Source organism: uncultured Roseibium sp. (assembly GCF_947496995.1).
Lineage (GTDB): Bacteria > Pseudomonadota > Alphaproteobacteria > Rhizobiales > Stappiaceae > Roseibium.
Genome location: NZ_CANMFD010000002.1, coordinates 82440 through 105858, shown reverse-complemented (window position 1 = coordinate 105858; position 23419 = coordinate 82440). Strand labels below are relative to the sequence as shown.

General features: G+C 59.7%; 27 protein-coding genes. 10 read left to right on the top strand and 17 right to left on the bottom strand.

Translation table 11 applies throughout. The annotated features are described in order from the left end of the window. Positions 1-22: 22 nt before the first annotated feature. The 4 genes from Q1B40_RS09165 to Q1B40_RS09150 are packed head-to-tail and all read right to left on the bottom strand — an operon-like array spanning position 23 to position 3658. The gene (locus tag Q1B40_RS09165) at positions 23-1369 is read right to left on the bottom strand and encodes a FliI/YscN family ATPase (RefSeq protein ID WP_299812829.1); all 1347 of its coding nucleotides are present in this window, start codon (positions 1367-1369) and stop codon (positions 23-25) included. Continuing rightward, positions 1338-2138 (bottom strand): hypothetical protein, encoded by an 801-nt coding sequence (locus Q1B40_RS09160; protein WP_299812826.1) that lies wholly within the window; start codon positions 2136-2138, stop codon positions 1338-1340. Before Q1B40_RS09160 ends, Q1B40_RS09165 begins: the two co-directional genes overlap by 32 nt. Then, on the bottom strand, positions 2135-2866 hold the full coding sequence (gene flgF / locus Q1B40_RS09155; protein WP_299812823.1) for a flagellar basal-body rod protein FlgF: 732 nt from the start codon (positions 2864-2866) through the stop codon (positions 2135-2137). The genes Q1B40_RS09160 and flgF overlap by 4 nt, the downstream gene beginning before the upstream one ends. 3 nt (positions 2867-2869) lie before the next feature. Then, entirely contained in the window at positions 2870-3658 is a 789-nt protein-coding gene (locus Q1B40_RS09150; RefSeq protein ID WP_299812820.1) for a DUF1217 domain-containing protein, read from the bottom strand. 185 nt (positions 3659-3843) lie between these two features. Between Q1B40_RS09150 and motA the strand changes: the two genes are divergently transcribed. The 10 genes from motA (at position 3844) to Q1B40_RS09100 (ending at position 12907) form a co-directional block, all read left to right on the top strand. Next, positions 3844-4737, top strand: a complete 894-nt coding sequence (gene motA / locus Q1B40_RS09145) for a flagellar motor stator protein MotA (RefSeq protein ID WP_299812817.1) — start codon at positions 3844-3846, stop codon at positions 4735-4737. Between the two features lie 3 nt (positions 4738-4740). Further along, the gene (locus tag Q1B40_RS09140; protein ID WP_299812814.1) at positions 4741-5700 is read left to right on the top strand and encodes a flagellar motor switch protein FliM; all 960 of its coding nucleotides are present in this window, start codon (positions 4741-4743) and stop codon (positions 5698-5700) included. Then, positions 5681-6256 carry a hypothetical protein gene (locus tag Q1B40_RS09135; protein WP_299812810.1) on the top strand — a complete coding sequence of 192 codons (576 nt, stop codon included), beginning with the start codon at positions 5681-5683 and terminating at the stop codon, positions 6254-6256. The genes Q1B40_RS09140 and Q1B40_RS09135 overlap by 20 nt, the downstream gene beginning before the upstream one ends. After that, positions 6256-6648: a flagellar motor switch protein FliN gene (fliN, locus tag Q1B40_RS09130; protein WP_299812807.1), complete on the top strand. Its 393-nt coding sequence runs from the start codon at positions 6256-6258 to the stop codon at positions 6646-6648. Before Q1B40_RS09135 ends, fliN begins: the two co-directional genes overlap by 1 nt. Positions 6649-6699: 51 nt before the next feature. Then, the gene (locus Q1B40_RS09125) at positions 6700-7767 is read left to right on the top strand and encodes a flagellar motor switch protein FliG (RefSeq protein WP_299812805.1); all 1068 of its coding nucleotides are present in this window, start codon (positions 6700-6702) and stop codon (positions 7765-7767) included. Between the two features lie 51 nt (positions 7768-7818). Beyond that, entirely contained in the window at positions 7819-8895 is a 1077-nt protein-coding gene (gene flhB, locus Q1B40_RS09120; protein WP_299812802.1) for a flagellar biosynthesis protein FlhB, read from the top strand. Positions 8896-9121: 226 nt separating this feature from the next. Beyond that, positions 9122-9568, top strand: a complete 447-nt coding sequence (locus Q1B40_RS09115) for a hypothetical protein (RefSeq protein WP_299812799.1) — start codon at positions 9122-9124, stop codon at positions 9566-9568. 201 nt (positions 9569-9769) lie between these two features. After that, positions 9770-10999, top strand: a complete 1230-nt coding sequence (locus Q1B40_RS09110; protein WP_299812796.1) for a putative DNA modification/repair radical SAM protein — start codon at positions 9770-9772, stop codon at positions 10997-10999. Beyond that, positions 10999-12438, top strand: coding sequence for a UdgX family uracil-DNA binding protein (locus Q1B40_RS09105; protein WP_299812794.1), 1440 nt, complete (start codon positions 10999-11001; stop codon positions 12436-12438). The genes Q1B40_RS09110 and Q1B40_RS09105 overlap by 1 nt, the downstream gene beginning before the upstream one ends. Positions 12439-12649: 211 nt before the next feature. Next, positions 12650-12907 (top strand): hypothetical protein, encoded by a 258-nt coding sequence (locus Q1B40_RS09100; protein WP_299812791.1) that lies wholly within the window; start codon positions 12650-12652, stop codon positions 12905-12907. A 128-nt stretch (positions 12908-13035) separates the two neighbouring features. Here Q1B40_RS09100 and Q1B40_RS09095 read toward each other — a convergent pair whose 3' ends face one another. The 13 genes from Q1B40_RS09095 to Q1B40_RS09035 form a co-directional block, all read right to left on the bottom strand. Next, positions 13036-13494: a hypothetical protein gene (locus Q1B40_RS09095; RefSeq protein WP_299812788.1), complete on the bottom strand. Its 459-nt coding sequence runs from the start codon at positions 13492-13494 to the stop codon at positions 13036-13038. Further along, positions 13491-13889: a hypothetical protein gene (locus tag Q1B40_RS09090; RefSeq protein ID WP_299812785.1), complete on the bottom strand. Its 399-nt coding sequence runs from the start codon at positions 13887-13889 to the stop codon at positions 13491-13493. The genes Q1B40_RS09095 and Q1B40_RS09090 overlap by 4 nt, the downstream gene beginning before the upstream one ends. Continuing rightward, complete coding sequence (locus tag Q1B40_RS09085) at positions 13889-14314, bottom strand: rod-binding protein (protein ID WP_299812781.1); 426 nt, start codon at positions 14312-14314, stop codon at positions 13889-13891. Before Q1B40_RS09085 ends, Q1B40_RS09090 begins: the two co-directional genes overlap by 1 nt. A 151-nt stretch (positions 14315-14465) precedes the next feature. After that, positions 14466-14846 carry a flagellar biosynthesis protein R gene (locus tag Q1B40_RS09080; protein WP_299812778.1) on the bottom strand — a complete coding sequence of 127 codons (381 nt, stop codon included), beginning with the start codon at positions 14844-14846 and terminating at the stop codon, positions 14466-14468. Positions 14847-14850: 4 nt separating this feature from the next. Continuing rightward, complete coding sequence (gene fliR / locus Q1B40_RS09075; RefSeq protein WP_299812775.1) at positions 14851-15627, bottom strand: flagellar biosynthesis protein FliR; 777 nt, start codon at positions 15625-15627, stop codon at positions 14851-14853. Next, positions 15624-17714 (bottom strand): flagellar biosynthesis protein FlhA, encoded by a 2091-nt coding sequence (flhA, locus tag Q1B40_RS09070; RefSeq protein WP_299812772.1) that lies wholly within the window; start codon positions 17712-17714, stop codon positions 15624-15626. The genes fliR and flhA overlap by 4 nt, the downstream gene beginning before the upstream one ends. A 219-nt stretch (positions 17715-17933) precedes the next feature. Further along, the gene (gene fliQ, locus Q1B40_RS09065) at positions 17934-18200 is read right to left on the bottom strand and encodes a flagellar biosynthesis protein FliQ (protein ID WP_299812769.1); all 267 of its coding nucleotides are present in this window, start codon (positions 18198-18200) and stop codon (positions 17934-17936) included. Positions 18201-18216: 16 nt separating this feature from the next. Next, positions 18217-18618, bottom strand: a complete 402-nt coding sequence (flgD, locus tag Q1B40_RS09060) for a flagellar hook assembly protein FlgD (RefSeq protein WP_299812767.1) — start codon at positions 18616-18618, stop codon at positions 18217-18219. A 12-nt stretch (positions 18619-18630) separates the two neighbouring features. Then, on the bottom strand, positions 18631-19101 hold the full coding sequence (flbT, locus tag Q1B40_RS09055; protein ID WP_299812765.1) for a flagellar biosynthesis repressor FlbT: 471 nt from the start codon (positions 19099-19101) through the stop codon (positions 18631-18633). A gap of 4 nt (positions 19102-19105) precedes the next feature. Further along, entirely contained in the window at positions 19106-19456 is a 351-nt protein-coding gene (flaF, locus tag Q1B40_RS09050; RefSeq protein ID WP_299812763.1) for a flagellar biosynthesis regulator FlaF, read from the bottom strand. Positions 19457-19507: 51 nt separating this feature from the next. Next, entirely contained in the window at positions 19508-20554 is a 1047-nt protein-coding gene (locus Q1B40_RS09045; RefSeq protein ID WP_299812761.1) for a flagellar hook-associated family protein, read from the bottom strand. Positions 20555-20558: 4 nt separating this feature from the next. Beyond that, complete coding sequence (flgK, locus tag Q1B40_RS09040) at positions 20559-22049, bottom strand: flagellar hook-associated protein FlgK (RefSeq protein ID WP_299812759.1); 1491 nt, start codon at positions 22047-22049, stop codon at positions 20559-20561. Positions 22050-22092: 43 nt separating this feature from the next. Then, the gene (locus Q1B40_RS09035; protein ID WP_299812757.1) at positions 22093-23382 is read right to left on the bottom strand and encodes a flagellar hook protein FlgE; all 1290 of its coding nucleotides are present in this window, start codon (positions 23380-23382) and stop codon (positions 22093-22095) included. Positions 23383-23419 lie beyond the last annotated feature (37 nt).

Here is a 23419-nt window from a genome sequence, read left to right as displayed (position 1 = left end):
TGTGGATAAGCAAACAAAGAGTTTACGCGTCTGCAGAAAGTGCCTGGGCAAGTTCGGCAAACGGATCGGACGGCAGAACCTGGTCCGCCCGCTGGCGCATCGCTTCGTAGATCTTGGGAACGAGACGACAGGCTTTTTCAAGCTGCTCGTCCCCCGCGCTCTGGAATCCGCCCATCATGCGCAGATCCTTCGTGTCCTCGTACTGCGAGATCAGTCCCTTGATCCTGTGGATCAGTTCCTGCTGCTCCGGGGTCCAGGCCCGCGTTGCCAGCCTGGATGTGGATTTCAGGACATTCACCGGCGGATAACGACCTGCTTCGGCGATCTGCCTATCCAGGACGATATGACCGTCGAGCAGCCCTCGGATGGTATCGGAGACCGGATCATTGTGATCGTCTCCGTCCACCAGCACCGAAAAGATACCGGTAATGGAACCTTCGCCGCAGCTTCCGGGCCCCGCCCGTTCAATGAGACGCGCCAGATCCGCGAACACGCTGGGCGGATAGCCACGGGCAACCGGCGGTTCGCCGGCAGCCAGCGCGACATCGCGGGCTGCATGGGCAAAACGGGTCGCCGAATCCAGAATGAGCAGAACCTTGTGGCCGAGGCTGCGGTAGAATTCGGCGACGCTCATCGCGGTCTTTGGCGCCAGCCGGCGCTGCATCGCGCTTTCGTCGCCCGTCGAGGCGACCACGACGGAACTGGCCAGAGTGTCGCCGAGACTGTCTTCAATGAATTCTCGCACTTCGCGGCCGCGTTCGCCCACAAGGCAGACAACCACCGTGTCAAAGTCGCCGAAGCCGGCCAGCATGCCGAGCAGCGTGGATTTGCCCACGCCCGATCCGGCGAAAACACCAAGGCGCTGCCCGACACAGAGCGGCGTGAACAGATCGATCACCCTGACGCCCGTTTTCACGCCGTCGGAAATCTTGGAGCGGTTCATGGCCGGGGGTGGCGCACGGTCCAGCAGGAAGGCCTCGACGCCGTGGGTCAACGGCCCCGCCCCGTCGATAGGATCTCCAAGCGCGTTGATGATGCGCCCGCGCCAGCTCATGTCCGGATGAATCGCAAGTCCGCCCGTCACGGAGGCAACACTGCCGATGCCGATATCCGTGACCCGCTCGAGTGGTTTGACCACGACGTCCTTTTGGTCCAGCCGGATGATTTCACCTTGCCGGAGACCCGAACGGCCCTCGAACTGGACAAGATCGCCCAGGCACACGATGCGCGACAGGCCGGACACGCGGATGGCCTCGGAGGATACCTGCGTCACACGTCCACTGAGTTTCACCGGACCGATTTCGGTCTCCAGGGAGGTCAGTGACGCGTGAACCTGGTCAAGAGCGTTCAGATGCGGTGCGTTGGGCATGGCGTTCCTGCAGGGCCTTTAATACATCCAGGGGAAGATGGTTGGCTTTATGCGTCGCCAGACGTCCCAACCCCTGCTCATCCGGCAGATCGGGCTTCTGCCGGTCCGCAGCTTTCGCGCCATCAACATAGGCAACCGAGGACGCGCCGGTCCCGGCGGCAGCACTCGTCTCGCCGATGGTCTCCGAAGAACCTTCGTTCGAAAGTATTTTGGCCAGGACGAGGGGTGGGCTGGATTTCTCCGCTACGGAGGCGACTTTCTGGCCCAGAACATTATCATTCCCGGCCCCTTGCGGACTGTCGATGCTACCCGGCTCCGCCTCGGGAACCCGGTCCGGCTTGCGGGCCGGCACCGGTATGTCACCCGTGTCGGAGATTTTTATGACGTCGGATACTTGAGAGGTGTCCGAAACTTGAATGCCGGCCGGCTTGTTTTCCTCACCGGACCCGTTTGCCCGATCTCCGGCTGCACTGTAGGCGAGCATGGCGCCTAGGCCGATGGGCCCGCCAAGGGCAAATCCGTAAAAGGCGTTCCCGGCCCTGCGCGCATCGTCGGAGATCTGGTCATTGGTCACCGAGCGGTAGAGTTCCGCAATCCCCGGAATATGTTGCAACGGGTTGATGACATCAAGGAAATCCCCGAAGTTGAACCCGCCGGCCGCCTGTTCCCCGGTCGTCACAGCCCGGCGAGCCGCCGTATGTGCTTCCGGTCGCCCTGTCTGCATTTCCGGTGATTTGGCGAGGGCCGCAGTCACGTCAACCGCGCTCACGAGGTCGCCCCCAGCTCGCGGATCGCCTTCTGCTGGCTTTCATTGCTCATGTCGATCATCTTCGTCGCGCCTTCGAAAGCGCGGGAAATCATGATCATCTTGGTCATCTCGCGAACCGGGTTGATATTCGCGCCCTCAACAAAGCCCTGGCGAATGCCGTGCTGGTCAAAGAACAGGACCGGAGTGGCAGGAATGTCCGGGATGACCGCCGAATTGTCCTTGCGCGTCAGCTTCGCGTCCTCGGGAATGAGGAAGAGGCCGACCTGCCCGACGATGCCGATATCACGCTGGGAGATTTCACCCGACTGCGTGATCAGCGGCGGTCCGGCTTCCGGGTCCACCGCGATCGGCTGGCCTCCGGTTCCCAGAATGGCCTGGCCGGTCAGCGTTTGAAGCGTTCCGTCCTGCGTGACTTTCAACCGCCCGTCCCTTGTATAGGAAACCGTGCCGTTCGCGTCCCGGATCGCAAACCACCCATCTCCCTCGATCGCCATGTCGAGCGGATTGTCGGTCTTGTTCAGGCTTCCGATCTGACGCGAGATGTATTTCTCGCCGCCCGTCGAAAAACTCACCTTGTTCTGCCCGGCTTGAGAGACCAGCTCCGCGAACTTGACTTCATCCGCCCGGTAGCCCGCCGTGTTCATGTTGGCGACGTTCCGGGCGACGGTGTCCAGACGATTGGACAGGGCGACCTGCGCCGAAAGCGCGACATAGAGAGCGGACTGCATGGATCAAAAGCCTCCGAGGCGGAATTTCTGGATACTGGCGAGAAGGCTTTCGCCCATCTGAACGATACCGTTGCTGTTTCCCATGACTGTCAGAGCTGCAGACTGGCTGGTCTGGGTACCGTTCGAAAGATCGTAGAGTGCGGAAAACCGGGTCAGGAAGTCAGAAAGATAAGCCGGGTCGCTGAACTGGTCGAACTCAAGCCGTTCCTCCAGATAAGCTGCCTGCTTGTCGATATCGCCCATCGCAAATGCCTGTGGCAGACCAAGCGCGGTATAAACCGTTTCAGCCAGCGCCGGATCGGCCAGGACATCATAGGCGTTGGTGATATCGGGTGCCTTGCGCTCGAAATACAGGGCGAGACGTACACCCTGGTTCTGTTCGCCTTCGCGAACCTCCAGCGTCTGGCGGTAATATTTGTCGACGATCCCGTCCTGCGTCCTGGAAAAGGACGTGGTCGTCGATCCGTAGCGCTCGAAATTGAAGGTTTCGGCGAATTCCTTGTACCTCGTATCCACGAGCTTGTTGGCGAAGGAAGCGGTATCCGAGACACCTTCTTCAAGCACCTTGCGCATGAAGGCCTTGGCATAGGTCATGTCTTCCAGACCCATGGCCTTCATAGCGTAATTATAGATGCGGTCATCCGCCAGGAAGTCGTCGATGGACTTAATATTCCGGATATTTTCCCGATAGTACTCGGTCTGGCGTTCCACCGTCGGATCCGCTTCCACGCTCTTCAGTGAACGCTCCATATTCGATCTGACGAGTTGTACCTGGGTCAGCGTATTGATCATGTCCTCATCCCTCCTGGCGGGCAAAAGAATTTGAGGAATTTTCACGCAGAGAGCTTACGCCAGGCTGACTGCGGTCCAGATGCGCGGATACGGGCCAAAATGCTGCCGCGTCAGCTTCGGACAAGTCTCACCTCCTAGCGTCCTCCCCACACAGTCGATTTTCTCACCAGTTCGGGAGCTATTAGGTGACTATTCTTATTGGCCTGTTCATTGCGGGTGCTTCCCTTATCGGTGGATTTGCCGCACTCGGCGGCAAGGTCTCCGTCCTTTGGCAACCCTGGGAACTCCTTATCATTCTGGGTGTCGCCGTTGGTGCATTCGTTGTCGCCAACCCGATGAAAACCATTCGGGGAACGGTGTTTGCGATCTCCGATGCGCTGCGCAACGCCGTCCCCAACAAACGCGAATACCTGGACGTTCTGGCGCTGCTTTACGGTCTGATGCGCGAGCTGCGCGCCAAGGGACGCAATCAGGTCGAACCGCATATCGAAGACCCGAACACTTCGCAGATCTTTCAGAAATATCCGACGGTTCTGCGCAACGCCAACCTGACGACCTTCATCTGCGACTACTTCCGGCTGATCATCGTCGGCAATGCCCGCGCCCATGAGATAGAGGCACTAATGGACGAGGAGCTGCAGACGATCCACCGCGACCAGATGAAGCCCTTCCACGCCATGAGCAGCGTCGCCGACGCCTTACCGGCGATCGGGATCATCGCGGCCGTGCTCGGCGTTATCAAGGCAATGGGCGCGATCGACCAGTCGCCTCAATTGCTCGGCAGCCTGATCGGCGCCGCGCTGGTGGGCACGTTCGTCGGGATCTTCTTTTCCTATTCTCTCTTCGGACCGCTGGCCGTGAAGATCAAGAACGTCCGGGAGTCGCGGCTGCGGCCCTACATCGTCGTCAAGCAGACCCTGCTCGCCTTCATGAACGGCGCCGATCCGCAGATCGCTCTGGAACATGGCCGCAAGACCATTTCCGACCACGACCGTCCAACCATCGACGAAGTTGAAAACGAGACCATGAGCGCGGGGTCCGGTGGCGACAACGTCCAGGACCTTCAGGGAGCGGCATAAGTCATGATCGAGGCAGCTACAGCAAATTCCGGCGGTTCCAGTTCCGAACGGGCCATGATCGCCGACCGCCTGCTCGATGCAGCGGGGATCTCCGTCGACCGTCTGCCGATGCTTCCGGTAGTTTTCGACCGCATGGCACGTTTGATGGCGGACGCCATGCGGCAGAAGTCCCCCTCACCTTCCTATATCTCGGTGAGCTACGTAGAAAACAACCGCATCGGCGACATTCTGGACGAGTTCGAGTCCAACGCGCTTGTGGCCGTGCTCTATTCCCCCGAATGGGACGCCCGGGTGCTCGTCGGTTTCGACCGCGATTTCATCTTCACGCTGGTGGATGTGCTTTTCGGAGCCGACGGCACAGAACCGCCAATCGACGACGAACGTCCGTTCTCCAACATCGAAACGCGCATCGCGCGCACCATGTTCGAGGTGGCTTCGAAAGCCCTGGCCGAATCCTTCGCGCCGATCGCCGAGACAACGCTCAGGATCGAGCGGGTGGAAAGCCGCATGGACTTCGCGGTCGTCGGCCGCCGCAACAACCCTGCCGTGGTCGCACGGCTGTTGCAGCAGGCAATCGGCCGTGGCGGCGAGGTGTTCGTGGTCATGCCGCATTCAACCCTCAATCCGCTCCGCCAGCGTCTCTCCCAGGTCCTTTCCGGTGAAATGTCGGGACGTGACAAACAGTGGACGCAGCACTTCCACAACGAAATCCAGCGCACCGAAGTCAGGCTGGAGGCCATCCTGGAAGAGCGTGAAATGTCGCTCGGTGATCTGTCGGCCCTGAGGGTAGGCCAGACCATCGAGCTTCAGGCAACGGCCCGCAGCCCGGTCACTCTCTCCTGTAACGATCAGCCGATCTTCACCTGCCAGCTCGGACAGCTGGACGGCTCCTATACGCTGCAGGTCGAAGAACTCATTCACGAGGAAGAAAAGGATCTTTTCGATGATCTCCGCAATCGTTGATGGCGTCCTCCTGATCGCGCTTGTCGCGACGACGGTGCGGATGCTGGCCATGCACCGGGAGCTGCGGCGCCTCGGAACATATCATTCGGATTACAAGCGCATATTCGACCAGACCGTACTGGCTCTGGACGGGATCGAGGTCTCCATCCAGGAGATCAACGTCAAGAGCGCGCAGATCCTCAATGCACTCGGCAACCGCATGGACGATGCGCGCGAGCTCATCGCCGAAATTGACGGACTGACACGGGAAGCCAAGCGCCAGCAAACGGTTCTGCGCGCGGAACTCAAGGAGCTTTCCAAGGCAACGGCCCTGTTCGAGACGTCCAACCGGCTTACCCCGTCCAGGGATGACCTGGAGATCTTCGCGGATTCGGACGGACAGACTGCTCCTTCGCAGCACGCGGGTGTGTTGACCAGCGGCAGATCCCAGAAGGAGCCGGCATCAATTCATCGTGGAGAAGCGCCAAAACCGGTCCCGGCACGCATTCACCGGATCGACAACCCGTCCGGAAGCCCGTTCCGCACCGTTTCCATGAACCAGAAGGATAAAATGTAATGTCCGACACTGTTATTGATCATGTTTCCGCGGACGCGGGTGTGAAGACGAAGCCGGCCGATGCCGCGAATTTCGCCAAGGTTGAAGCGCCGTCCAAGGACAGCAATCCCGGCACCATCGGGGACGACAAGAATCTGGACACGATCCTGGGTATTCCGGTGAACATTCAGGTTGTCCTCGGGTCGGCGACAATGCTGGTCTCCAACCTTCTGAAGCTGGGCCGCGGTGCGGTCATCCCGCTCAATCACCGTGTCGGTGAACCGATCGATATCGTCGTGAACGGCCGTGTGATCGCCCGCGGTGAAGTGGTGGTCGTCGAAGACGACAATTCCCGTTTCGGTGTCTCTCTCACGGAAATCATCAGCGCGCAGAACGGCGGTCTGGACATCTGATCCAGAAGCTAACCGGTCCGTAGCCCCAGGTCTCCTCAGGAACATGTGACAATGTCGAGCACTGCCAATGCCGCGGCCGCGGCGCAATCCGCGAGTTACTCCCAGCCTCCCACTCCGCCCGCGCGCCGTCTGAACGGCGTGCAGCGGGTGGCGGCGCTTCTCCTGTCGCTGGGCAAAACCAGCTCCCAGAAGCTGCTGCAGCATTTCGACCAGGAAGAAATCCGCATGATCACCGTTTCCGCAGCGCAGCTGGGAACGGTGGCCTCGGAAGAACTCGATCTGCTGGCCGAGGAATTCATCGAACAGTTTTCCCACGGCACGACCCTCTACGGTTCCGCCAATGAAGTCGAAAAGATGCTGGAGGGCATCCTTCCGGATGATCAGCTCTCGGACATCATGTCCGATGTACTCGGTAATTCGAACCGCTCCATATGGGACCGGCTGACCACGGTGTCCGAAACCGTCTTTGCAAATTATCTCCTCAAGGAGCATCCGCAGACTGCGGCTCTGATCCTCACAAAGATCAAACCGGCGGCGGCCGCCAAGGTTCTCGGCCAGGTTAACGGCGAGACGCGCAACCAGCTTGTCCGCAGGATGCTGTCGATCAAGGCAGTCGTTCCGGAAATCATGCGCGATGTGGAAAAGACCATGCACGAGGATTTCATGCTCAACCTGTCCGGAACCCTGGAGGCAGATTCCCATGCCCGCATGGCGGACATCCTCAACAAGATGGACCGCGAGCACATGGAAGACGCGCTGGACAATCTCAATGTTGTCAAACCGAAGACCGCGGAGCTTCTCAAGGGTCTGCTCTTCACCTTCGACGACATCACCAACCTCAACGCCCGGACCCGGATGGCAATATTCGATCAGATTCCGACGGACCGGATCGTACTGGCGCTGAAAGGAACCAGCGCGCAGTTCCGCGAAGTCATCCTTTCGTCCCTGACCTCTCGTGCGCGGCGCATCGCCGAGCACGAACTGGCGGCCGGAGAACCGGCAGCGCAGCGAGACGTTCTCGATGCCCGCAGCGCGATCACCAATCTGGCCCTGGAGATGGCCGGCAGAGGCGAAATTGAATTGAACCCGAAGCAGGACGACGGCGCATTTTTCGCCTGACCGCTGCCGGACCGGAAACGCGGTACCGCGGGCCAGGAGACGATTGGCTGAATGTCGGACGAGACAGACAAGGATTCAAAAACAGAAGAACCGACCGAGAAGAAGGTTCGGGACGCAATCGAGAAAGGCAACACTCCGGTTTCGAGAGAAGCACCGGTCCTTGCCACTTTCATTGCCGCCCTGCTGATCGGAGGTTTCGTGGTGACATCGGGAGCCCGTCAGCTCGTCGTGAAGCTGACCCATCTCCTGGATCTCTCGGGAGGTGTGAGACTTGGAAACAGCGCAGACGCATTGCTGCTCTCTCATGCGGTTTCAATCGAAACCGCCATATTCCTTGCTCCGGTCATTGCGCTGTTGTCAGTCGCAGGTCTCGCTTCGGCATTCCTGCAGAACAGTCCGAACCTCGTCTTTCACCGCATCAAGCCGGACTTCTCGAAACTCTCGCCCTCGAAAGGCTGGAAGCGGATTTTCGGGGCACAGGGCCTTGTTGAATTTCTCAAGGCGGTTTTCAAGTTCACCACGGTCAGCGCCATCGTGTTTGGCCAGTTCCGGGCAAATGAAGTGGAACTGATCAACGCCATGTTTACCGACCCCAGCGCGTTGCCGGAAACGATCCTGCAGATTTCCATGCGGCTGATCGCCGGCGTTTGCGTCGTGACAATCCTGCTGGTGACCGTCGATGTCCTGTGGTCGCGCTCGCACTGGCGCAAGAACCTGCGCATGAGCAAGCAGGAAATCAAGGACGAACACAAGCAGGCGGAAGGCGACCCGATCGTCAAGGCCCGCCAGCGCTCGCTGGCGCGCGACAGGGCCCGCAACCGCATGATGTCCGGCGTGCCGCAGGCAACTCTGGTCATTGCCAACCCGACCCACTTCGCCGTCGCCCTGCGCTATGACGGTGATCAGAGTCCGGCGCCGATAGTGATCGCCAAGGGTCAGGATCTGATCGCGCTGAAGATCCGCGAGATCGCGGAAAGCAACAACATCCCCGTGATCGAGGACGTACAACTTGCGCGATCTCTATATGCAGCGACAGAAATCGAACAAATGATACCGCCGGAATTCTATAGAGCGGTTGCAGAAATTATCTGTTATGTGTACTCACGCCAAACAAGAACTGCAGTATAGATCAAGTCGTGGTCAGGGTTAGTCCATCGCACCGGATAAAACCTCATTATGGCTGGAGCGAGAGGGCGCTTTATTTTGGGTTTATCGGTGAAGCAATCCGGGTCGACCGGCCGTAGCCGCAACGTATCGGCGCACGGCGCGCACCAGATCCTCCAACTGCGCATGAGCCTTGAACTCGCGATCCGGACTGTGCCAGGCTGGACCGATCGTATTGGAGGCGCCGCTCATGCAAGATATGCCTGAAGGCAACGGAAACATGTCGATCGGCCTTGCCAGCGACCGGCAGCGCCAGGAGGCGATCGCCTCGGCCCTGACCGATTTCATCGAAGACCTGAAGCTCGTCGATGTGGTCGATTTCGTCGCCTATATCCGCACCGACCAGCATGGCAACATCGAGGAACTCATCAAGACTGCGGCCGAGCTGTACTTCAAGGAAGGCTCCTTGCGGTATTCCATGGCCGCCCAGGCGGATGTCGAATGGGAAACCACGCCGAAGATCTCGCTTGATCTGGAATTCTTCAACAAGGGCGCCTGGATCTACTTCACGGTTGTCCTGGCCTGGCCGGACAATGCCGTTAACGTTTCCTACGTCGAGGTGCCCGACGCGGCCGGCGACAAGGTCAAGGAAACGGAATTGCTGCTCGAAGCCCTGAAGGATGCGCGGCTGAGGTAGGCAAAACCTGTCTCATACCTGTGTCCTTCAACGCATCAAATCCGCGAGCACCGGCTCACCGGCCGAACCGACCAACTCGGAAATTGCACCGGGTTTCTCGTTGCCACAGAACAACGAGACTTGAAGCCATTCACAAATCACGCCTCACCTTCTCCTGCCGCCTTCTTGACCAAAACGCCAAAAAGAACATATCAAGAACGAATGGCAAAAAGATCACTTTCAGACAAACTGGCGATCCTGGCGGATGCGGCAAAATATGACGCGTCCTGCGCGTCTTCCGGCGGCGAGCGACGCTCCTCCAGGGACGGCAAGGGGCTCGGATCGTCCGGGGGCAGCGGGATTTGTCACGCCTATGCTCCGGACGGGCGCTGCATTTCGCTTCTCAAGATCCTGATGACGAATTTCTGCATCTACGACTGCGCCTATTGCGTCAACCGGGCGTCGAGCCGGGTCGAGCGGGCGCGATTCACAGTTGAAGAAGTGGTCAAGCTGACCGTCGAGTTCTATCGCCGGAACTATATCGAAGGCCTGTTCCTGTCCTCCGGCATCATCCGCTCCCCGGACGGCACGATGGCCGACATGGTCAACATCGTGCGCACCTTGCGTGAGCGGGAGAATTTCCGCGGCTACATTCATCTCAAGACCATTCCCGATGCCAGCCCCGAGCTGATCGAGGAAGCTGGAAAATGGGCAGATCGCCTGTCGATCAACGTGGAACTGCCGACCGAAAACGCGTTGACGCGCCTGGCGCCGGAAAAATCCGCCTTGTCCATCCGGCGCGCAATGGCCGATGTCCGCACCCGGCGCGACGCGGCGAAAGAAAAGTCCTATCGGGGCAAGAGACCGGGCCGTTTCGCACCTGCCGGGCAATCGACCCAGATGATCGTCGGCGCTGACACGGCTTCGGACGGGGATATCCTCTCCAACGCCTCCCTGCTCTATTCGTCCTACAAACTCGGCCGGGTTTATTATTCCGCCTTTTCGCCCATTCCCGACGCCTCGCGGCTGCTGCCCTTGAAACGTCCTCCCCTGATGCGCGAGCATCGTCTCTATCAGGCCGACTGGCTGATGCGGTTCTACGGCTTCGAGGTGGAGGAGATCGCCCCGGCAGGCGGCATGCTGGATCTGAACGTCGATCCGAAACTTGCCTGGGCCCTGGCGCACCGCGGCCATTTTCCCGTGGATGTGAACCGCGCGTCGAAGGAATTGCTGCTGCGCGTCCCGGGTTTCGGCACCCGCTCCGTCCAGCGGATCCTGAACGCCCGGCGTCACCACTCCATCCGCTACGAGCACCTCGTCTCGATCGGCTGCGTGCTGAAACACGCAAAACCCTTCATCATCCTTCCCGGCTGGACACCGGGCCATTTGCCCGATGACGCCAATCTGCGGGCCCGGTTCACCGCTGCGCCGGAACAGATGAGCCTGTTCTGATGCAGATGGTGTGCCTGCCGCGCATCGGCACCGTGGCAGCCTGGCGCCGGCAGGCGCGGCGGCTGCTTCAGGCCGGGGTACCCGGCGAAAACCTGGTCTGGCAGACCGGAGAACCAGACGCCGACCTCTTCGCCGCGCCCGAAAAGATTGCCGATGCAGACTGTAAAACGCCATTCACGCTGACCAAATCGGCGCTCACGTCCATCGAGACCGCACTCCACCACAAGGATCCGGAACGATTTGCCCGCGCCTACGACATCGTTGCGCGACTGGCGAGCGGGAGGCTGCGCTGGGGAGACCGCTCCGACAAGCCGCTGCATTGCCTCCTTGGCCAGGAAAAGGCCGTCCGGCGCGACATTCACAAGATGCACGCGTTTGTGCGGTTTCGCGAAGTCGGTTCCCCGGATGCAGCGAGGCGCGCCTTTGCTGCCTGGTTCGAGCCCGATCATCCCATCGCTGAAGCCGCCTGTCCTTTCTTCGCCAGCCGCTTCGGTGACATGGACTGGATTATCGCCACCCCGTCACTGACCGCGCGGTTCGAGAATGGAACGCTGTCCTATGAGGAAACGAGAAATTTCTCTCCGCCTCCCGAAGATGCGACCGAGGACCTCTGGCGTACCTATTTCGCGAATATTTTCAATCCCGCCCGCCTGATGGTCTCGGCCATGACGTCTGAAATGCCCCGCAAATACTGGAAGAACCTTCCCGAGGCATCTCTCATACCCGGCATGATCCGCACCGCGCCGGAGCGGGCACTGGCAATGCAACTAGCGATGCCTACGGAACCGTCCGCATTTTCGGGCAAAGTCCGTCCCATGCGACCCGCGCCTCCCGATGACGGCAATTTGAGTCTCGACACCTTGAAACCGGCTCTGGATGCTTGTCGGCGGTGCACGATTGGCAGTTGCGCCACCCAGGCGGTTCCGGGAGAAGGCCCATCGGATGCGGACCTGATGATCGTCGGCGAGCAACCTGGCGATATAGAAGACCTGACAGGCAGGCCGTTTGTCGGTCCCGCCGGGCAATTGTTCGACAGCTGCGCCGAAGAAGCAGGACTGGACCGGACTTGCGCCTTCCTGACCAACGCCGTCAAACACTTCAAGTTCACACCGCGCGGAAAACGCCGTTTGCACAACAAGCCGAATGCCGGAGAAGTGGTCGCCTGCCGCTGGTGGCTCGATTTCGAGCGCAGGGCAGTGAAGCCAAAACTCCTTCTCGCCATGGGCTCAAGCGCGACACTCTCCCTGACCGGCTCGGGTGAAAGTCTGTTGCAGCGCCGGGGAACGGTGGAAAAGGCAGAAGACGGGACACCGGTGCTGATCACCTACCACCCTTCCTATCTGCTGCGTTTGAGGGAGGAAACTCAGCGCCGGCAAGCTAAGTCACACTTTATCCAGGATCTGCGCCAGGCCACCTCCCTCTTGCGATCACACGACTGATTTTGTGCGGGCTCATTGCAGGAGCCTTTCCGCTGGAAAAAACGCCAGACATTTCCGGGTGCCAATGACCGGGTGGTGCGAAGTTGACGGAAAGGTGTTGGAGGTCGTTGCCTGGATTGGCACCGATTTTGATTTTTGGTGTTAGAACCGGCACAGAGCGCACCCAGCCGCAACCGAGCGGCATTCCTTCCCAAGCACGGAACCGGCAGGCATGAAAAAGATCCAGATACCCGAGGAACCGACACATATGGTGACGGCAATCGTCGCCTACGCCGGTATCGCCAAGAGGCTGCATCTGGAACTTGCAAACCACTCGGGCGGCACGGCTGCAGATCTTGAAGCCATCAGGGCCGATCTGACCAACGAGGCCAAGAAGGCGGTTCCGCATGGTGATTTCGCGCGAGACGAAATTGGCGTCTACAACACGATTTTCCAGGCCATAGACACGATCTTCAGCTCCGACGGATGATCCCTGCAACTGATGCGCCCGGAAGTGACTAAGGATCGTCGTCGCCCTCCCCAAAAAAAGGGCGCCCAACCGAAGCTGGACGCCAATTGCCTGGGAGGCAAGAAGTAGAGGACAAGAAGGTGGGCCCGTCAGTTGCTTACGATGTCTTCCTGGTCGAAATAGTTCAGTTCTTCCACCAGGACGTCGCGGATCACCGAGCTGCCCAGCCGGGCATTGGTTTTCTGTTTCAGATCATCGGTGAAGGCGTCAAGGTCGTAGCGTTCCAAGTTTCTGAAATCGAGCTGGCTGTCCGAATAAAGGACGCGGAAGGCCTCATCAACCAGGAAAGGATGGGGCGGCACCGGAAGACGGCGCAGGACTTCCGCATCAGCTGTGAAGACCAGCTTGGCCACCACGTAGCCTTGCAAGGCGCCCTCGAACAGGATCGGGACGTTGACCGGTTTGACCGTTTCGTAGTCGAGACCGACAAAGGTGGCCTCGCCGTTTACATCGACCCGCTTCTGGGAGGCGATATATTGCGCGGTCGCATATCCCGACGCCAGCATGGTGGCTGCCATCCAGATGCCGGCAATCAGAATTTTCGTCATCGCGCGGGCTCCGGAAACGGTGCCTGGTAGGTGCCGTCGGAGTCAAAATCGATCATCGTCCTCGACATCATCTGCACCACTTCGGAAACGGCGTTCATGTGTAGTCTCAAGAGACCGACATTCTCCTCCAGCACCCCCTTGAACTCGCTCAGGTCGGCTTTCAATTCGCTGGAAAATGCATTCGGCGGGACAGCGGAACGGGCCCGCGAAAGATCCAGAAGCGCCTGGCTCTTGGCATATTCGAAGCGCTTGAGATCGGCTGTCGGATCGGCGCGCAGCGCCTGGGTTTCATCGCGCACGGCATTGATCGCGCGCTTGACGGCGATGATCAGCGGCGCCGAATGCACCGGGTTGGGAACCTGTTCCTGAAGGGCAATTTCCTGGCCGGCGTCCATTATGCTTTTACTCCGTGATCAAGCGTGTTTGAGATCATGTCCGCGATGCCCACTCCACCGCTGGCGGCAAGCTGGTTGGCGATTTGCTCGGCGAGCATCGATTTCCAGATTTCTCCCGTGGCCCCCTCACCGAAGACGGCTTCGGAGTCCTGGGGCAGCATCGTTTCCACGAACTGACTGAGAATCATCGCTTCGAATTTCTCGGCCGGTGACTTGTTCGCACCGGCAGCGTTTGTCGCTTCGGGACTGTAGCGGTTGAACGCCGCTGTGGTACCGGCCGAAGCGTCGGTGAAGGCCAACTGGAAGTCAGCGCCCGATCCGGAAGCCGCGATGGATTTCAAGCGGCTGGTGGCGGCCTGCAGACTGACCGGGTCCGCGGCCTTGGCAACATCCAGGATCAGGTCGGACGGAGGCGAAATCGCCATTGGACGGCTCCTTGGTCAAAACTGGTTGCAAACAAGGCCCGTGGGGTGACAGGGCGAGGCAAGCAGGGAAGCTTACTTCGGGCCTTGTTTGCAGTCTCTGTTCTAGCTGTCGCAGCTTGCGGGAGGCTTGCGTCCCGGATGTTTGGAACCGTCAGCCGAACCGGCGCTCCAGAAGGTCCATCAGATCGCGCTCTTCTTCCGCACGCTGCTCTTCGCCGCGCATTTTCGCCAGCCGCTCGGCCATCAGCTTCAGCATCATCCGCTGGCGGTCGAATTCGGAATTCACCCTCGAGCGGGCTTCGCTCAGCCGCGCCATTTCCTCGATGATCCGCCGCAGGCGCTCGGCCGCATTGGCGATGAAACGGTCATGCTGGGCCAGATCGCCGTTGGAAAGCGCCAGAAGGATGCGCCTTTCCTTTTCGGAGAGCTGGTAGACCTGGGCGTCGAGTTTCTGCAGGAGCCATGAGGAAAACAGAAAGATCTGCTTCTGCATCCGGAACAGGCGTTCGATTTCGTGACTGTTTCGCGCCATCGTCCTATCCTATCTGAAGCCAAGTGAAATACCCGTCCAGGAAGATCATGATCGCCTCCCCGATGACCAGGTAGAGGAAGTAGAGTCCGCCTGCGATGACAAACGGCATGGAGATGAAATAGACCGGGATCTGCGGGGTCAGCTTGTTGACCAGACCGACCGCCATGTTGACCACGACGGTATAGACCACGAAGGGGCTGCAGACGCGCAGCGCCAGAACGAAGGTCTGCGCCAGCTGATCGGCGAACTGTTCCAGGCTCGAAACAGCCGTCAACGGCACGCCCGCGGGAATGGCCTCGTAGGAAGCCACAAGTCCGCGCAGGATTTCCCAGTGCTGATTGGTGATGAAAACCATCGCGGTTGCGGTCACCGTGAAGAGGTTCGCGACAGGAGGCAGCGCATCGACACCTTCGATCGGCAGTCCGGGCATGTTGGAAAGACCGATCGCCATGGACACCAGCGTCGTCAGGGTTTCCAGCGCTGCGATGAAGGCCCGGCCGAGGAATCCGATGAACGCCCCGGTCAGCAGTTCCGCGCCGATGAACAGGGCGACGGTCGCCAGTTTTTCGTCCGGCAGGGCCGCCTGAATGGCTGGGGTCAGGAGCGGCGACAGCGCGAGCGAGATCGCCAGGGCGACAAACAGACGGACGCGGACCGGTATGCGGTTGCTGCCGAAACCGGGAATGATCATCAGGCAGGCGCCGATCCGGCAGAACAGCAGGAAAACCGCCAGCAGGACCGATGCGTTGAACGTGCCGAGCAACAGCCCGCCGGCAATCACGAGACACTTCCAAGGGCTGAGACATCCACACCGCGGGCAATCTCAAGGTGGGACAGAACAGGCAGCGTCGGGAACATGCGCTCGACGATCATGCGCACATAGGGCCGTGCATCCGGTGCCGCCACGATGGCGAAACGGCTGCCGTCCTTCATGTGTTTCTTGACCGCGTCGGACATCTGGTTTCCAAAATCCTCGACCAGCTGCGGTTCGATGTCGAACTCGATCACGTCCCCCTTCGCATCGCGTCTCAGGGCATTGTGGAACGCCAGGTCCCAGCGGTTGCCAAGACGCAGCACATTCAGCGGACCGCCTTCGGCCAGGTCGCCGCAGATCTGCTGGGCTATGCGCATGCGAACATGCTCCACGACCTGCTCCGAGCGGCGTACATGCGGAACGATTTCGGCGACCGCTTCCAGAATGAGGTTCAGGTTGCGGATCGAGACCCGCTCCGCCAGCAGAAGCTTGAGGACCGCCTGCAGACCAGAGAAAGACGTATGCGCCGGGCAGATGTCGTCCAGAAGCTTCTGGTATTCCGGGTCGAGGCGGTTGAACAGAACCCGCATGTCCTTGTAGGACAACAGCTGTGGCAGGTTGTTGCGGATCACTTCGCTCAGGTGGGTGAGAATGACGGTCATGTTTTCCGCAGGCGTCAGGCCGCGGCGCTTGAGCTCGTCCTTGTAGGCCGGCGGCACCCAGTAGGCGGGCATGCCGAAGGCTGGTTCTCTGGTGGCATCCGCCGGAACGGGCAGTTTCTCATCCGAATTCGGAATGACCAGCAGTTCACCCACCTTGAGGTGCTGCGAGGCGACAATCGTGCCGTGGATCTTGATCTGATAGCTTTTCGGATCCAGCGTCAGGCTGTCGGTGACACGGATATCAGGCACCACGAACCCGTATTGCTCCGCGAATTTCCGCCGCATCTTGGCAACCCGGCGCGAAAGTTCGCCGTGCTTGGTCAGGAGTTCAGCGGAAAGCTGCTTGCCGAGCACCAGTTCGACCTCGGAGGATTTGAGCGTCTCCTTGACGGAGTCCTTTTCCTCAAGCCGTGCCTTTTCGTCAGCGGCTGTCTTGTTGTCCGCCTCGACCTTCTTCTTGGCAGCCAAGCGTTTGGGGATGGTGTATCCGACGAAACCCATCAGCGCCGCCAGCAGCAGGAACGGCAGCATGGGAAGCCCCGGCATTATTGCAAAGATCGCCATCAGGATCGCCGCAACGAACAGCGCGCGCGGATACCCGCCAAGCTGGCCGAGAACCGCCTTGTCCGTCGATCCCCTGGTTCCCCCTTTCGAGACCAGCAGACCCGCTGCCAGTGACACGATCAGAGCCGGGATCTGGGAAACCAGGCCGTCCCCGACCGAAAGCTTGGTAAAGACGTCGGCGGCGTTCGAGACATTCATGTCATAGCGGGTCACCCCGATGACGATACCGCCAAGCACGTTGACCGCCGTAATGATAAGCCCGGCGACCGCATCGCCGCGGACGAATTTCGAGGCACCGTCCATGGCACCGAAAAAGGAGCTTTCCTCTTCCAGCTCCTTGCGCCTGTGCTGGGCTTCCTTGTCATCGATAAGCCCGGCGGAAAGATCGGCGTCGATCGCCATCTGCTTCCCGGGGATCGCGTCCAGCGTAAAGCGCGCGCCGACTTCGGCGATACGCGTCGCACCCTTGGTGATCACCATGAAGTTCACGATCACCAGGATCGCGAACACGATCAGCCCGATAACGAAATCTCCGCTCATCACGAATTGCGAAAATCCGTGGATCACATATCCGGCCGCATCCAGTCCCTCATGCCCCTTGGCGAGAATGACCCTGGTCGTGGCGATGTTGAGCGACAGCCGCAGCAAGGTGGCGATCAGCAGGATCGTGGGAAAGGAGGAGAAATCCAGCGGCCGTTGGATCCAGAGCGCCACCATCAGGATAAGCACGGAAAGCGCAATCGACATGGCAAGGCCAAAATCGATCAGAAAAGTCGGAATCGGCAGAAAAAGAACCACGAGAATGACGATGATGCCGAGCGCGAAACCCACGTCTCGGCGGCTTTCCGGCGGTGCATCGGCAATCGGGGAAACGGAGGTGTCTGTCATTCCTGCCCTCGCAGACGTTTTGGAGACCCGCAAGGTCGCCGCTCAAGCTTGCGCGAAGCTTTTAGAGCGCCTTGGTTTCCGATAATCGCGGGTGAATACGGGTTGATCTGCCGGGCGGGAAATGGCCGACGGCTCTCGGCGCGCGAGAGCGCAACCGCGCCGCCCTGCCCGCACTGGAGCAGAGACGGCGCTTTACGCGGAGCATCCCGGCAGAAAGTTTTAGAACCCGGTCTCGATCCGATCGTAGATCAGTGTGGTCAGCGTGTAGATCTGACCGCCGATGAATGGTCCGGCAATGACGATCATCACCAGGATCGCAACGATCTTGGGGATGAACGTCAGGGTGATTTCCTGCACCTGGGTAAGCGCCTGCAACAGCGCAATACCTATCCCCACGACCATCGCCGGCACGATCGCCGGCGCTGATCCGATAAGGATCGTCCAGATGGCGGTCCTCACAATGTCCAGCGCATCAACTTCATTCATGATCGGTTTTGCCCACTCAGGAGACCGTGACGCCCGGGCCAAGCAGAACGCCCTTGCCGTTATCGAGTGCCAGAAGCGTACCGTCCGAATAGATTTCCACCCGCTCCACGACACCTGACGTCCCGTTCGGGTCGGTGACCGTTCTTCCGATCAGGTCATCCACCTGTCCGAAGGACATGTTCATCAGCATCGTCTCGAGTTTGGCGTTGGTCTGGATCGCCTGTTCGACCTGGCTGAAGCTTGCCAGCTGCGACAGTTGTTCGGAAGCATCCATCGGGTTCGTCGGATCCTGGTTCTGCATCTGCGCCATCATGAGCTGCAGGAACGTATCGTAATCGACGGTCAGCTGCTGCTGGGCGCTGGAAGCACCGCCCGTGGCCTGGGTTTGTGTCGCACCGACACCTTCAACGGTAGTCATGCTGTCTCTCCTTTAAACGACGGCCAGTAGCGGGCCTTGGCGATACTTGTGGCCGGCCGAAACCGAAGGTACCGACCTCCCGGCCTGCACTTCGTTGCGTTTTTCCGCGACCATCAGATTCGCTTCGACCGGATAAAGGCCGCGGACGATCTTCATCGCCTCGAACCAGCGCTCGGACCTGGCGAGGTTCTCCACCTCGTTGAGCTGGTCCAGAACCTCTTTCGACGAAAAGGCTCCCCTGACCGACCCGAGCACCAGATGGAACATGTCCTGCACGGTAGGCGCCGACGCGGGATCCATGATCACGGTCTGCAGAATGAAATAGAGCTGCCGCAAAGGCGTTGTTGCATCTTCGGGCTGCAGGATATGTGCTTCCAGCAGGAAAACCGCGTCATTCAGCAGTTCGATGCTTGTCTTGCGTTCGGCCCGGATCACCGCGCCGTTGAGGAACAGGCGTTCGCCCGCTTTCAATCCGATTTTCATGAGGTTAACCGTCCAGACTGTCGCGGATAATGGAGTTGATCTGAATGATGTCGGCGAAGTCTTCCTGCTGCCACTGGCGCAGGGCCTCCGCTTCCTTCAGAACCCAGATACCGATGGAAATGAGGTTTGCCCGTGTTTCGACGGGCAGTTCATTGCCGTCATCGGCCAGCTGTTCCAGGAAATAACTCCACAGGCGCCGGGTGTAGAACAACGCCTCCACGGCCTCCGGCGAGCGGATCCCCAGCTCGCTGGCGCTGTTCAGTTTCTCGATGACAATCGTCATCGCCTCATGTTCGTTCAACCGTTGATCGCTGCAGAGATCATCCATGACCTCAGCATAGGACAAGTTGTACATGGGCCCTCTCCAGTTTCGTATTTACTATCAATGTCAAGAACTTGGACATGATCAGATGTAGTTCAGAATACTGAGGCCCTGCATGCGGGCGGTCACAGCATAGGTCGTCTCCAACTGGGTCAGCGCAGTGTTCAGACGAACCGACGTTTCCTCCGGATTCACATTTTCCAGATCATTGATGCGGCTGTTCAGGATATCGGTCTGGACTTGCAGCCGGGAACTCGCCAGCTTGACCTGTTCCTGCACGTTGCCGAGTTTCCCCATCTCGCTGGTCACGCCGGCAATACCGGTACCAAGCTTTTCAATGGCCTTGTTCAGCACGCTCTTGTAGGTGCCCGGGTCCAGGTTTTCGTTGCCGAGATCCGCCATCAGCGTGTAGGCCTGCGCCAGGTCCCGGAAGGCCTGCTCGTTGGCGCTCACAGAGCTGTTGACCGTCTCGCTGGCAGAAATCCGGCTGACCGTGACGCTGTCGGAAGCACTCGACCAGTCCGTCCCCCACGCAGGATCCTGGAACAAGGCGTCAAAGGCCCCGCTCAGATAGGCGTCCATGGCCGCAGGCGTGATGGTGGAAACTGCCGGATCTGACTGCGTCATCCCGAATTCGGCGAAAAAGGCGGCGTCGGCAGCCAGTTTGTTCGGCGACGCAGGGTCGAGATAATCGGCGACCGGCTCCTGATCGGAATTGATCCCGGCAAACACGAAGTTGCCGTTCAACTGTGTGTTCAAGCGCGACACCAGCAGCTCCATGCTGCCCTGGGCGTCCGACTTGACGATCTCCGCACTGCCGCCATCTTCGCGCAGCGCAATGAGCGTGCTCAGGAAACCCTGGGCATCGCTGAGCATGTCGCCCATCGCTGCCTGGCTCACATCGAGCCGCGAGGCTGTCAGCGCGTTGGTATCGACGATGCCGTTCAGAAAATGGAATTCCGCCCGCAGGGACACGCTCTCGCCGGTCCGCGACCCCAGATCAAGGCCAACGTCGAACTTGCGTCCGGACGACATCTCGATGCTGAGCTTGTTGACCAGATTCGCCTGGTTCATGATCTGCCGGCGTGAGGCGTTCGCAAATGAAATCGTGGAGATATGGGTGGTTTTCATGACGTTACCTCGCTGCGGCCAATAGATCTTCGAACATTGCGTCGACCGCTGAAATGAGCCGCGTCGCGGCCGAATAGGAGCGTTCGATGTCAAGCAACAGCGTCATTTCCTCGTCGATGTTGACACCGGTCTTGTTGTCGAGATTTTCCGCCGTGCGGCCCAGGATGACCGTCTGCACCTCGACATTGCTGGTCATCGTCTTGCGGCCGCTTTCCAGCCAACTGACGGACGATGCCGCAAATCCGCTCAAGGAGTCCGACGGGTCGAGCTCAACGCCGCCGTCAAAGACCCTGTCCTGATCGAACACGGACACCAGTTCCTGCAAGCGGTCGGAAAATCCGGCCGCGGCCGACGGGTTGTAATTGTAATTGGGATCGAACGGATCGGAGATGCCGCCGTCCCGGATCCTGTCCAGACTGCCGCCGAGATCGGGATCCGCATTGGCGTTGACCTCGATCTCCGCCGCCAGACCCGCAACCAGCGTGCTGGTCGCCGGCACCGCAGGGGCGCCCGGCCAGGTGAACAGGCCGGCCTGATCCGGCCCACCGCCACCGCTCTGATCGCTTTCGGCAAAAGCCTCGATCAGGCCGCGTGCAACCTCGTCGAGCTGGTTCTGGTAAGTCACGGCGACATCGTCGCGAAGTTCAGCCAGCCCGTGCAAACGCCCGGAACTGATCGGCATCATCGCACCTGGACCCGCAACCGGAACGCCGTCGATGAAGACCGCATTGCCGACCGTGGTCGCGTCGTAAACCAGCGTAGGCTCGAACCTCACCTCACGCGCACTGGTTTCGAACAGGGTCACACCGCTGTCTGTGTAGACGACGATATCCCCGTCGGCACGATCCAGCGTGGTGATACCTATTTCCTCCGACAGAGCCAGAAGGACCTGGTCCCGGCTGTCGAGGGCATCGGTCACATCGGCGCCGGACTGGGTGCCCTTGACGATGACCGTATTGAGGCCCTCCAGCTGGTCGAGGAGATTGTTGATCTGCCGAACCGATCCCGCCATATCGGAATCCGCGTTCGCACGCACTTCCTGAACGACGGCGGAACCGGACTGCAGGGTGGTGGCCATATCCTTGGCGGATTGCAGAACGTTCTGGGCCAGAATGGTGTTGTTCGGGTCAGATGCGTAATTCTGCAGGGAAAGCTGCAGCTCTCCCAGCATCGCCGCAGGAGACATCTCCAACTGGGTGTCGTTTATCGTCTCGGACATTCTGGTCAGGCCGTTCAGGATGGATTCCTGGGAGGTGCCGACAGATGTGGAAGAAAGGAGAGACGAATACAGAGCACTGTCCGTCACCCGGACGATACCGTCGACGCGGACGCCGCCGGACTGACCGTTCGAGGTGTAAACCTGGCTGAGAACCACGGATTTACGGGAGAACCCGGCATCCTGTGCACCCGCGATATTTCGGGCGATGACCGCGGATTCTGTCTGGCGGGCAGCCAGCGCGGACTGGGCAACCTGCAATGCGACGGACAGGCTCATGACAACAACTTTCCGGTTAACGGGCCAATGGATCTACTGAGGTTTATCGGGCCAGGTTCACAAGTTCCTGCAGCAGGTCGGAACCTGCCTTGAACACCTGGGAGTTGGCCGTGTAGGTGCGTTGGGATTCGATCATCGAGGTCAGCTCGCTCGCCAGATCCACGTTCGAACTTTCCAGCGCGCCCACTTCCAGAGCACCCATCCCGGCTTCTCCCGGGAAACCGACGCGCACCTCACCGGACTCGAAGGACGGGCGGTAGATGTTGCCGCTCAGCGGATCGAGTTTGTCCGGGCTCGCGACATCCGCCAGCGGGATCTTGTAGAGCGCACGGCGGTCACCGTTTTCGTAGACCGCGAAAAGCGTACCGTCGTCAGCGAATTCCACGCCCTCGACGGAACTCGGTGCATTGCCGTCCGTATCGACGGTCGTGACCTCGAAATCAGCATTCAGGTAGGTGGAATCGGCCAGGTCGATATCGAATGTGCCACCGTTCGGCACCGCGACGTTGATCGTCGTGGGGCTGGCCCCGTCGAGATCGCCCGTGGTGGTGTCGAAGTTCAGGGTCTGGGTGTTCAGCGGCGGGCCGGCATAGGGAAATCCGCCGTCTGTGGAATCGGCTGAATCAAACACCGCAACTTCCCAGTCGGATGTCGGAGGCCCGTCGGTCGTCTTGGAATAATAGAGATCCAGCTTCACCTCGTTGCCGAGGTTGTCGTAGACGATAAGCGACGTCTTATGGGAATAATCGACGGTCGCCGCAGACGCGAAGTCTACGGAAGGAAGGTTGGCGCCGGCCACGATCGTCGCATCCTCGGATACGTTCGTGTAGAGCGTTGCTCTGCCTGTCGGGGTCGCTTCGAGCTTGTTCTGCGAGATATTGATCGGCTCCAGACCGCCGAGACCGTTGGCCACCAGAGCCGGTTCAGAACCGTCGGCAAGCGGATAGCCCTGCAGATAGTAACCCGCTGTATTGACGAGAAAACCTTCCCCGTCGGGCACAAAGGACCCGGCGCGGGTGAGCGCCTGCTGCGAGGTTGCGTCGGTCCCGGTGGAGACGATGAAAAATCCGTTGCCGCTGACCGCAAGGTCGAGACTGGAGGTGGTGTAGGACCGTGCCCCCTGATCCGTTATGGCGTATTTGGTATGAGCCTGCACGCCCCCGGAGTTGTAGGTCCCGGACCCTTGCGAAAGCACCAGGGAGGAAAACTCCGTCATCGCCCGCTTGTAGCCGGTGGTGCTGGAATTGGCGATATTGTCGGCAACGGTGCCGAGTTTGCTAGACTGCGCATTCATGCCTGAAACGCCTGTGCGCATTACTCCGAAAAGGCCCATGACAGGTCTCCTGTTTCCAGATCAACTGACCACAGTG

Bases quoted from the DNA above. Each gene is read 5' to 3' on its own strand.
- Q1B40_RS09165 (WP_299812829.1), bottom strand. From the start codon at position 1,369: ATGCCCAACGCACCGCATCTGAACGCTCTTGACCAGGTTCACGCGTCA.
- flgF (WP_299812823.1), bottom strand. From the start codon at position 2,866: ATGCAGTCCGCTCTCTATGTCGCGCTTTCGGCGCAGGTCGCCCTGTCC.
- Q1B40_RS09150 (WP_299812820.1), bottom strand. From the start codon at position 3,658: ATGATCAATACGCTGACCCAGGTACAACTCGTCAGATCGAATATGGAG.
- Q1B40_RS09140 (WP_299812814.1), top strand. From the start codon at position 4,741: ATGATCGAGGCAGCTACAGCAAATTCCGGCGGTTCCAGTTCCGAACGG.
- Q1B40_RS09135 (WP_299812810.1), top strand. From the start codon at position 5,681: ATGATCTCCGCAATCGTTGATGGCGTCCTCCTGATCGCGCTTGTCGCG.
- fliN (WP_299812807.1), top strand. From the start codon at position 6,256: ATGTCCGACACTGTTATTGATCATGTTTCCGCGGACGCGGGTGTGAAG.
- Q1B40_RS09125 (WP_299812805.1), top strand. From the start codon at position 6,700: ATGTCGAGCACTGCCAATGCCGCGGCCGCGGCGCAATCCGCGAGTTAC.
- flhB (WP_299812802.1), top strand. From the start codon at position 7,819: ATGTCGGACGAGACAGACAAGGATTCAAAAACAGAAGAACCGACCGAG.
- Q1B40_RS09115 (WP_299812799.1), top strand. From the start codon at position 9,122: ATGCAAGATATGCCTGAAGGCAACGGAAACATGTCGATCGGCCTTGCC.
- Q1B40_RS09110 (WP_299812796.1), top strand. From the start codon at position 9,770: ATGGCAAAAAGATCACTTTCAGACAAACTGGCGATCCTGGCGGATGCG.
- Q1B40_RS09105 (WP_299812794.1), top strand. From the start codon at position 10,999: ATGCAGATGGTGTGCCTGCCGCGCATCGGCACCGTGGCAGCCTGGCGC.
- Q1B40_RS09100 (WP_299812791.1), top strand. From the start codon at position 12,650: ATGAAAAAGATCCAGATACCCGAGGAACCGACACATATGGTGACGGCA.
- Q1B40_RS09095 (WP_299812788.1), bottom strand. From the start codon at position 13,494: ATGACGAAAATTCTGATTGCCGGCATCTGGATGGCAGCCACCATGCTG.
- Q1B40_RS09090 (WP_299812785.1), bottom strand. From the start codon at position 13,889: ATGGACGCCGGCCAGGAAATTGCCCTTCAGGAACAGGTTCCCAACCCG.
- Q1B40_RS09085 (WP_299812781.1), bottom strand. From the start codon at position 14,314: ATGGCGATTTCGCCTCCGTCCGACCTGATCCTGGATGTTGCCAAGGCC.
- Q1B40_RS09080 (WP_299812778.1), bottom strand. From the start codon at position 14,846: ATGGCGCGAAACAGTCACGAAATCGAACGCCTGTTCCGGATGCAGAAG.
- flhA (WP_299812772.1), bottom strand. From the start codon at position 17,714: ATGACAGACACCTCCGTTTCCCCGATTGCCGATGCACCGCCGGAAAGC.
- fliQ (WP_299812769.1), bottom strand. From the start codon at position 18,200: ATGAATGAAGTTGATGCGCTGGACATTGTGAGGACCGCCATCTGGACG.
- flgD (WP_299812767.1), bottom strand. From the start codon at position 18,618: ATGACTACCGTTGAAGGTGTCGGTGCGACACAAACCCAGGCCACGGGC.
- flbT (WP_299812765.1), bottom strand. From the start codon at position 19,101: ATGAAAATCGGATTGAAAGCGGGCGAACGCCTGTTCCTCAACGGCGCG.
- flaF (WP_299812763.1), bottom strand. From the start codon at position 19,456: ATGTACAACTTGTCCTATGCTGAGGTCATGGATGATCTCTGCAGCGAT.
- Q1B40_RS09045 (WP_299812761.1), bottom strand. From the start codon at position 20,554: ATGAAAACCACCCATATCTCCACGATTTCATTTGCGAACGCCTCACGC.
- flgK (WP_299812759.1), bottom strand. From the start codon at position 22,049: ATGAGCCTGTCCGTCGCATTGCAGGTTGCCCAGTCCGCGCTGGCTGCC.
- Q1B40_RS09035 (WP_299812757.1), bottom strand. From the start codon at position 23,382: ATGGGCCTTTTCGGAGTAATGCGCACAGGCGTTTCAGGCATGAATGCG.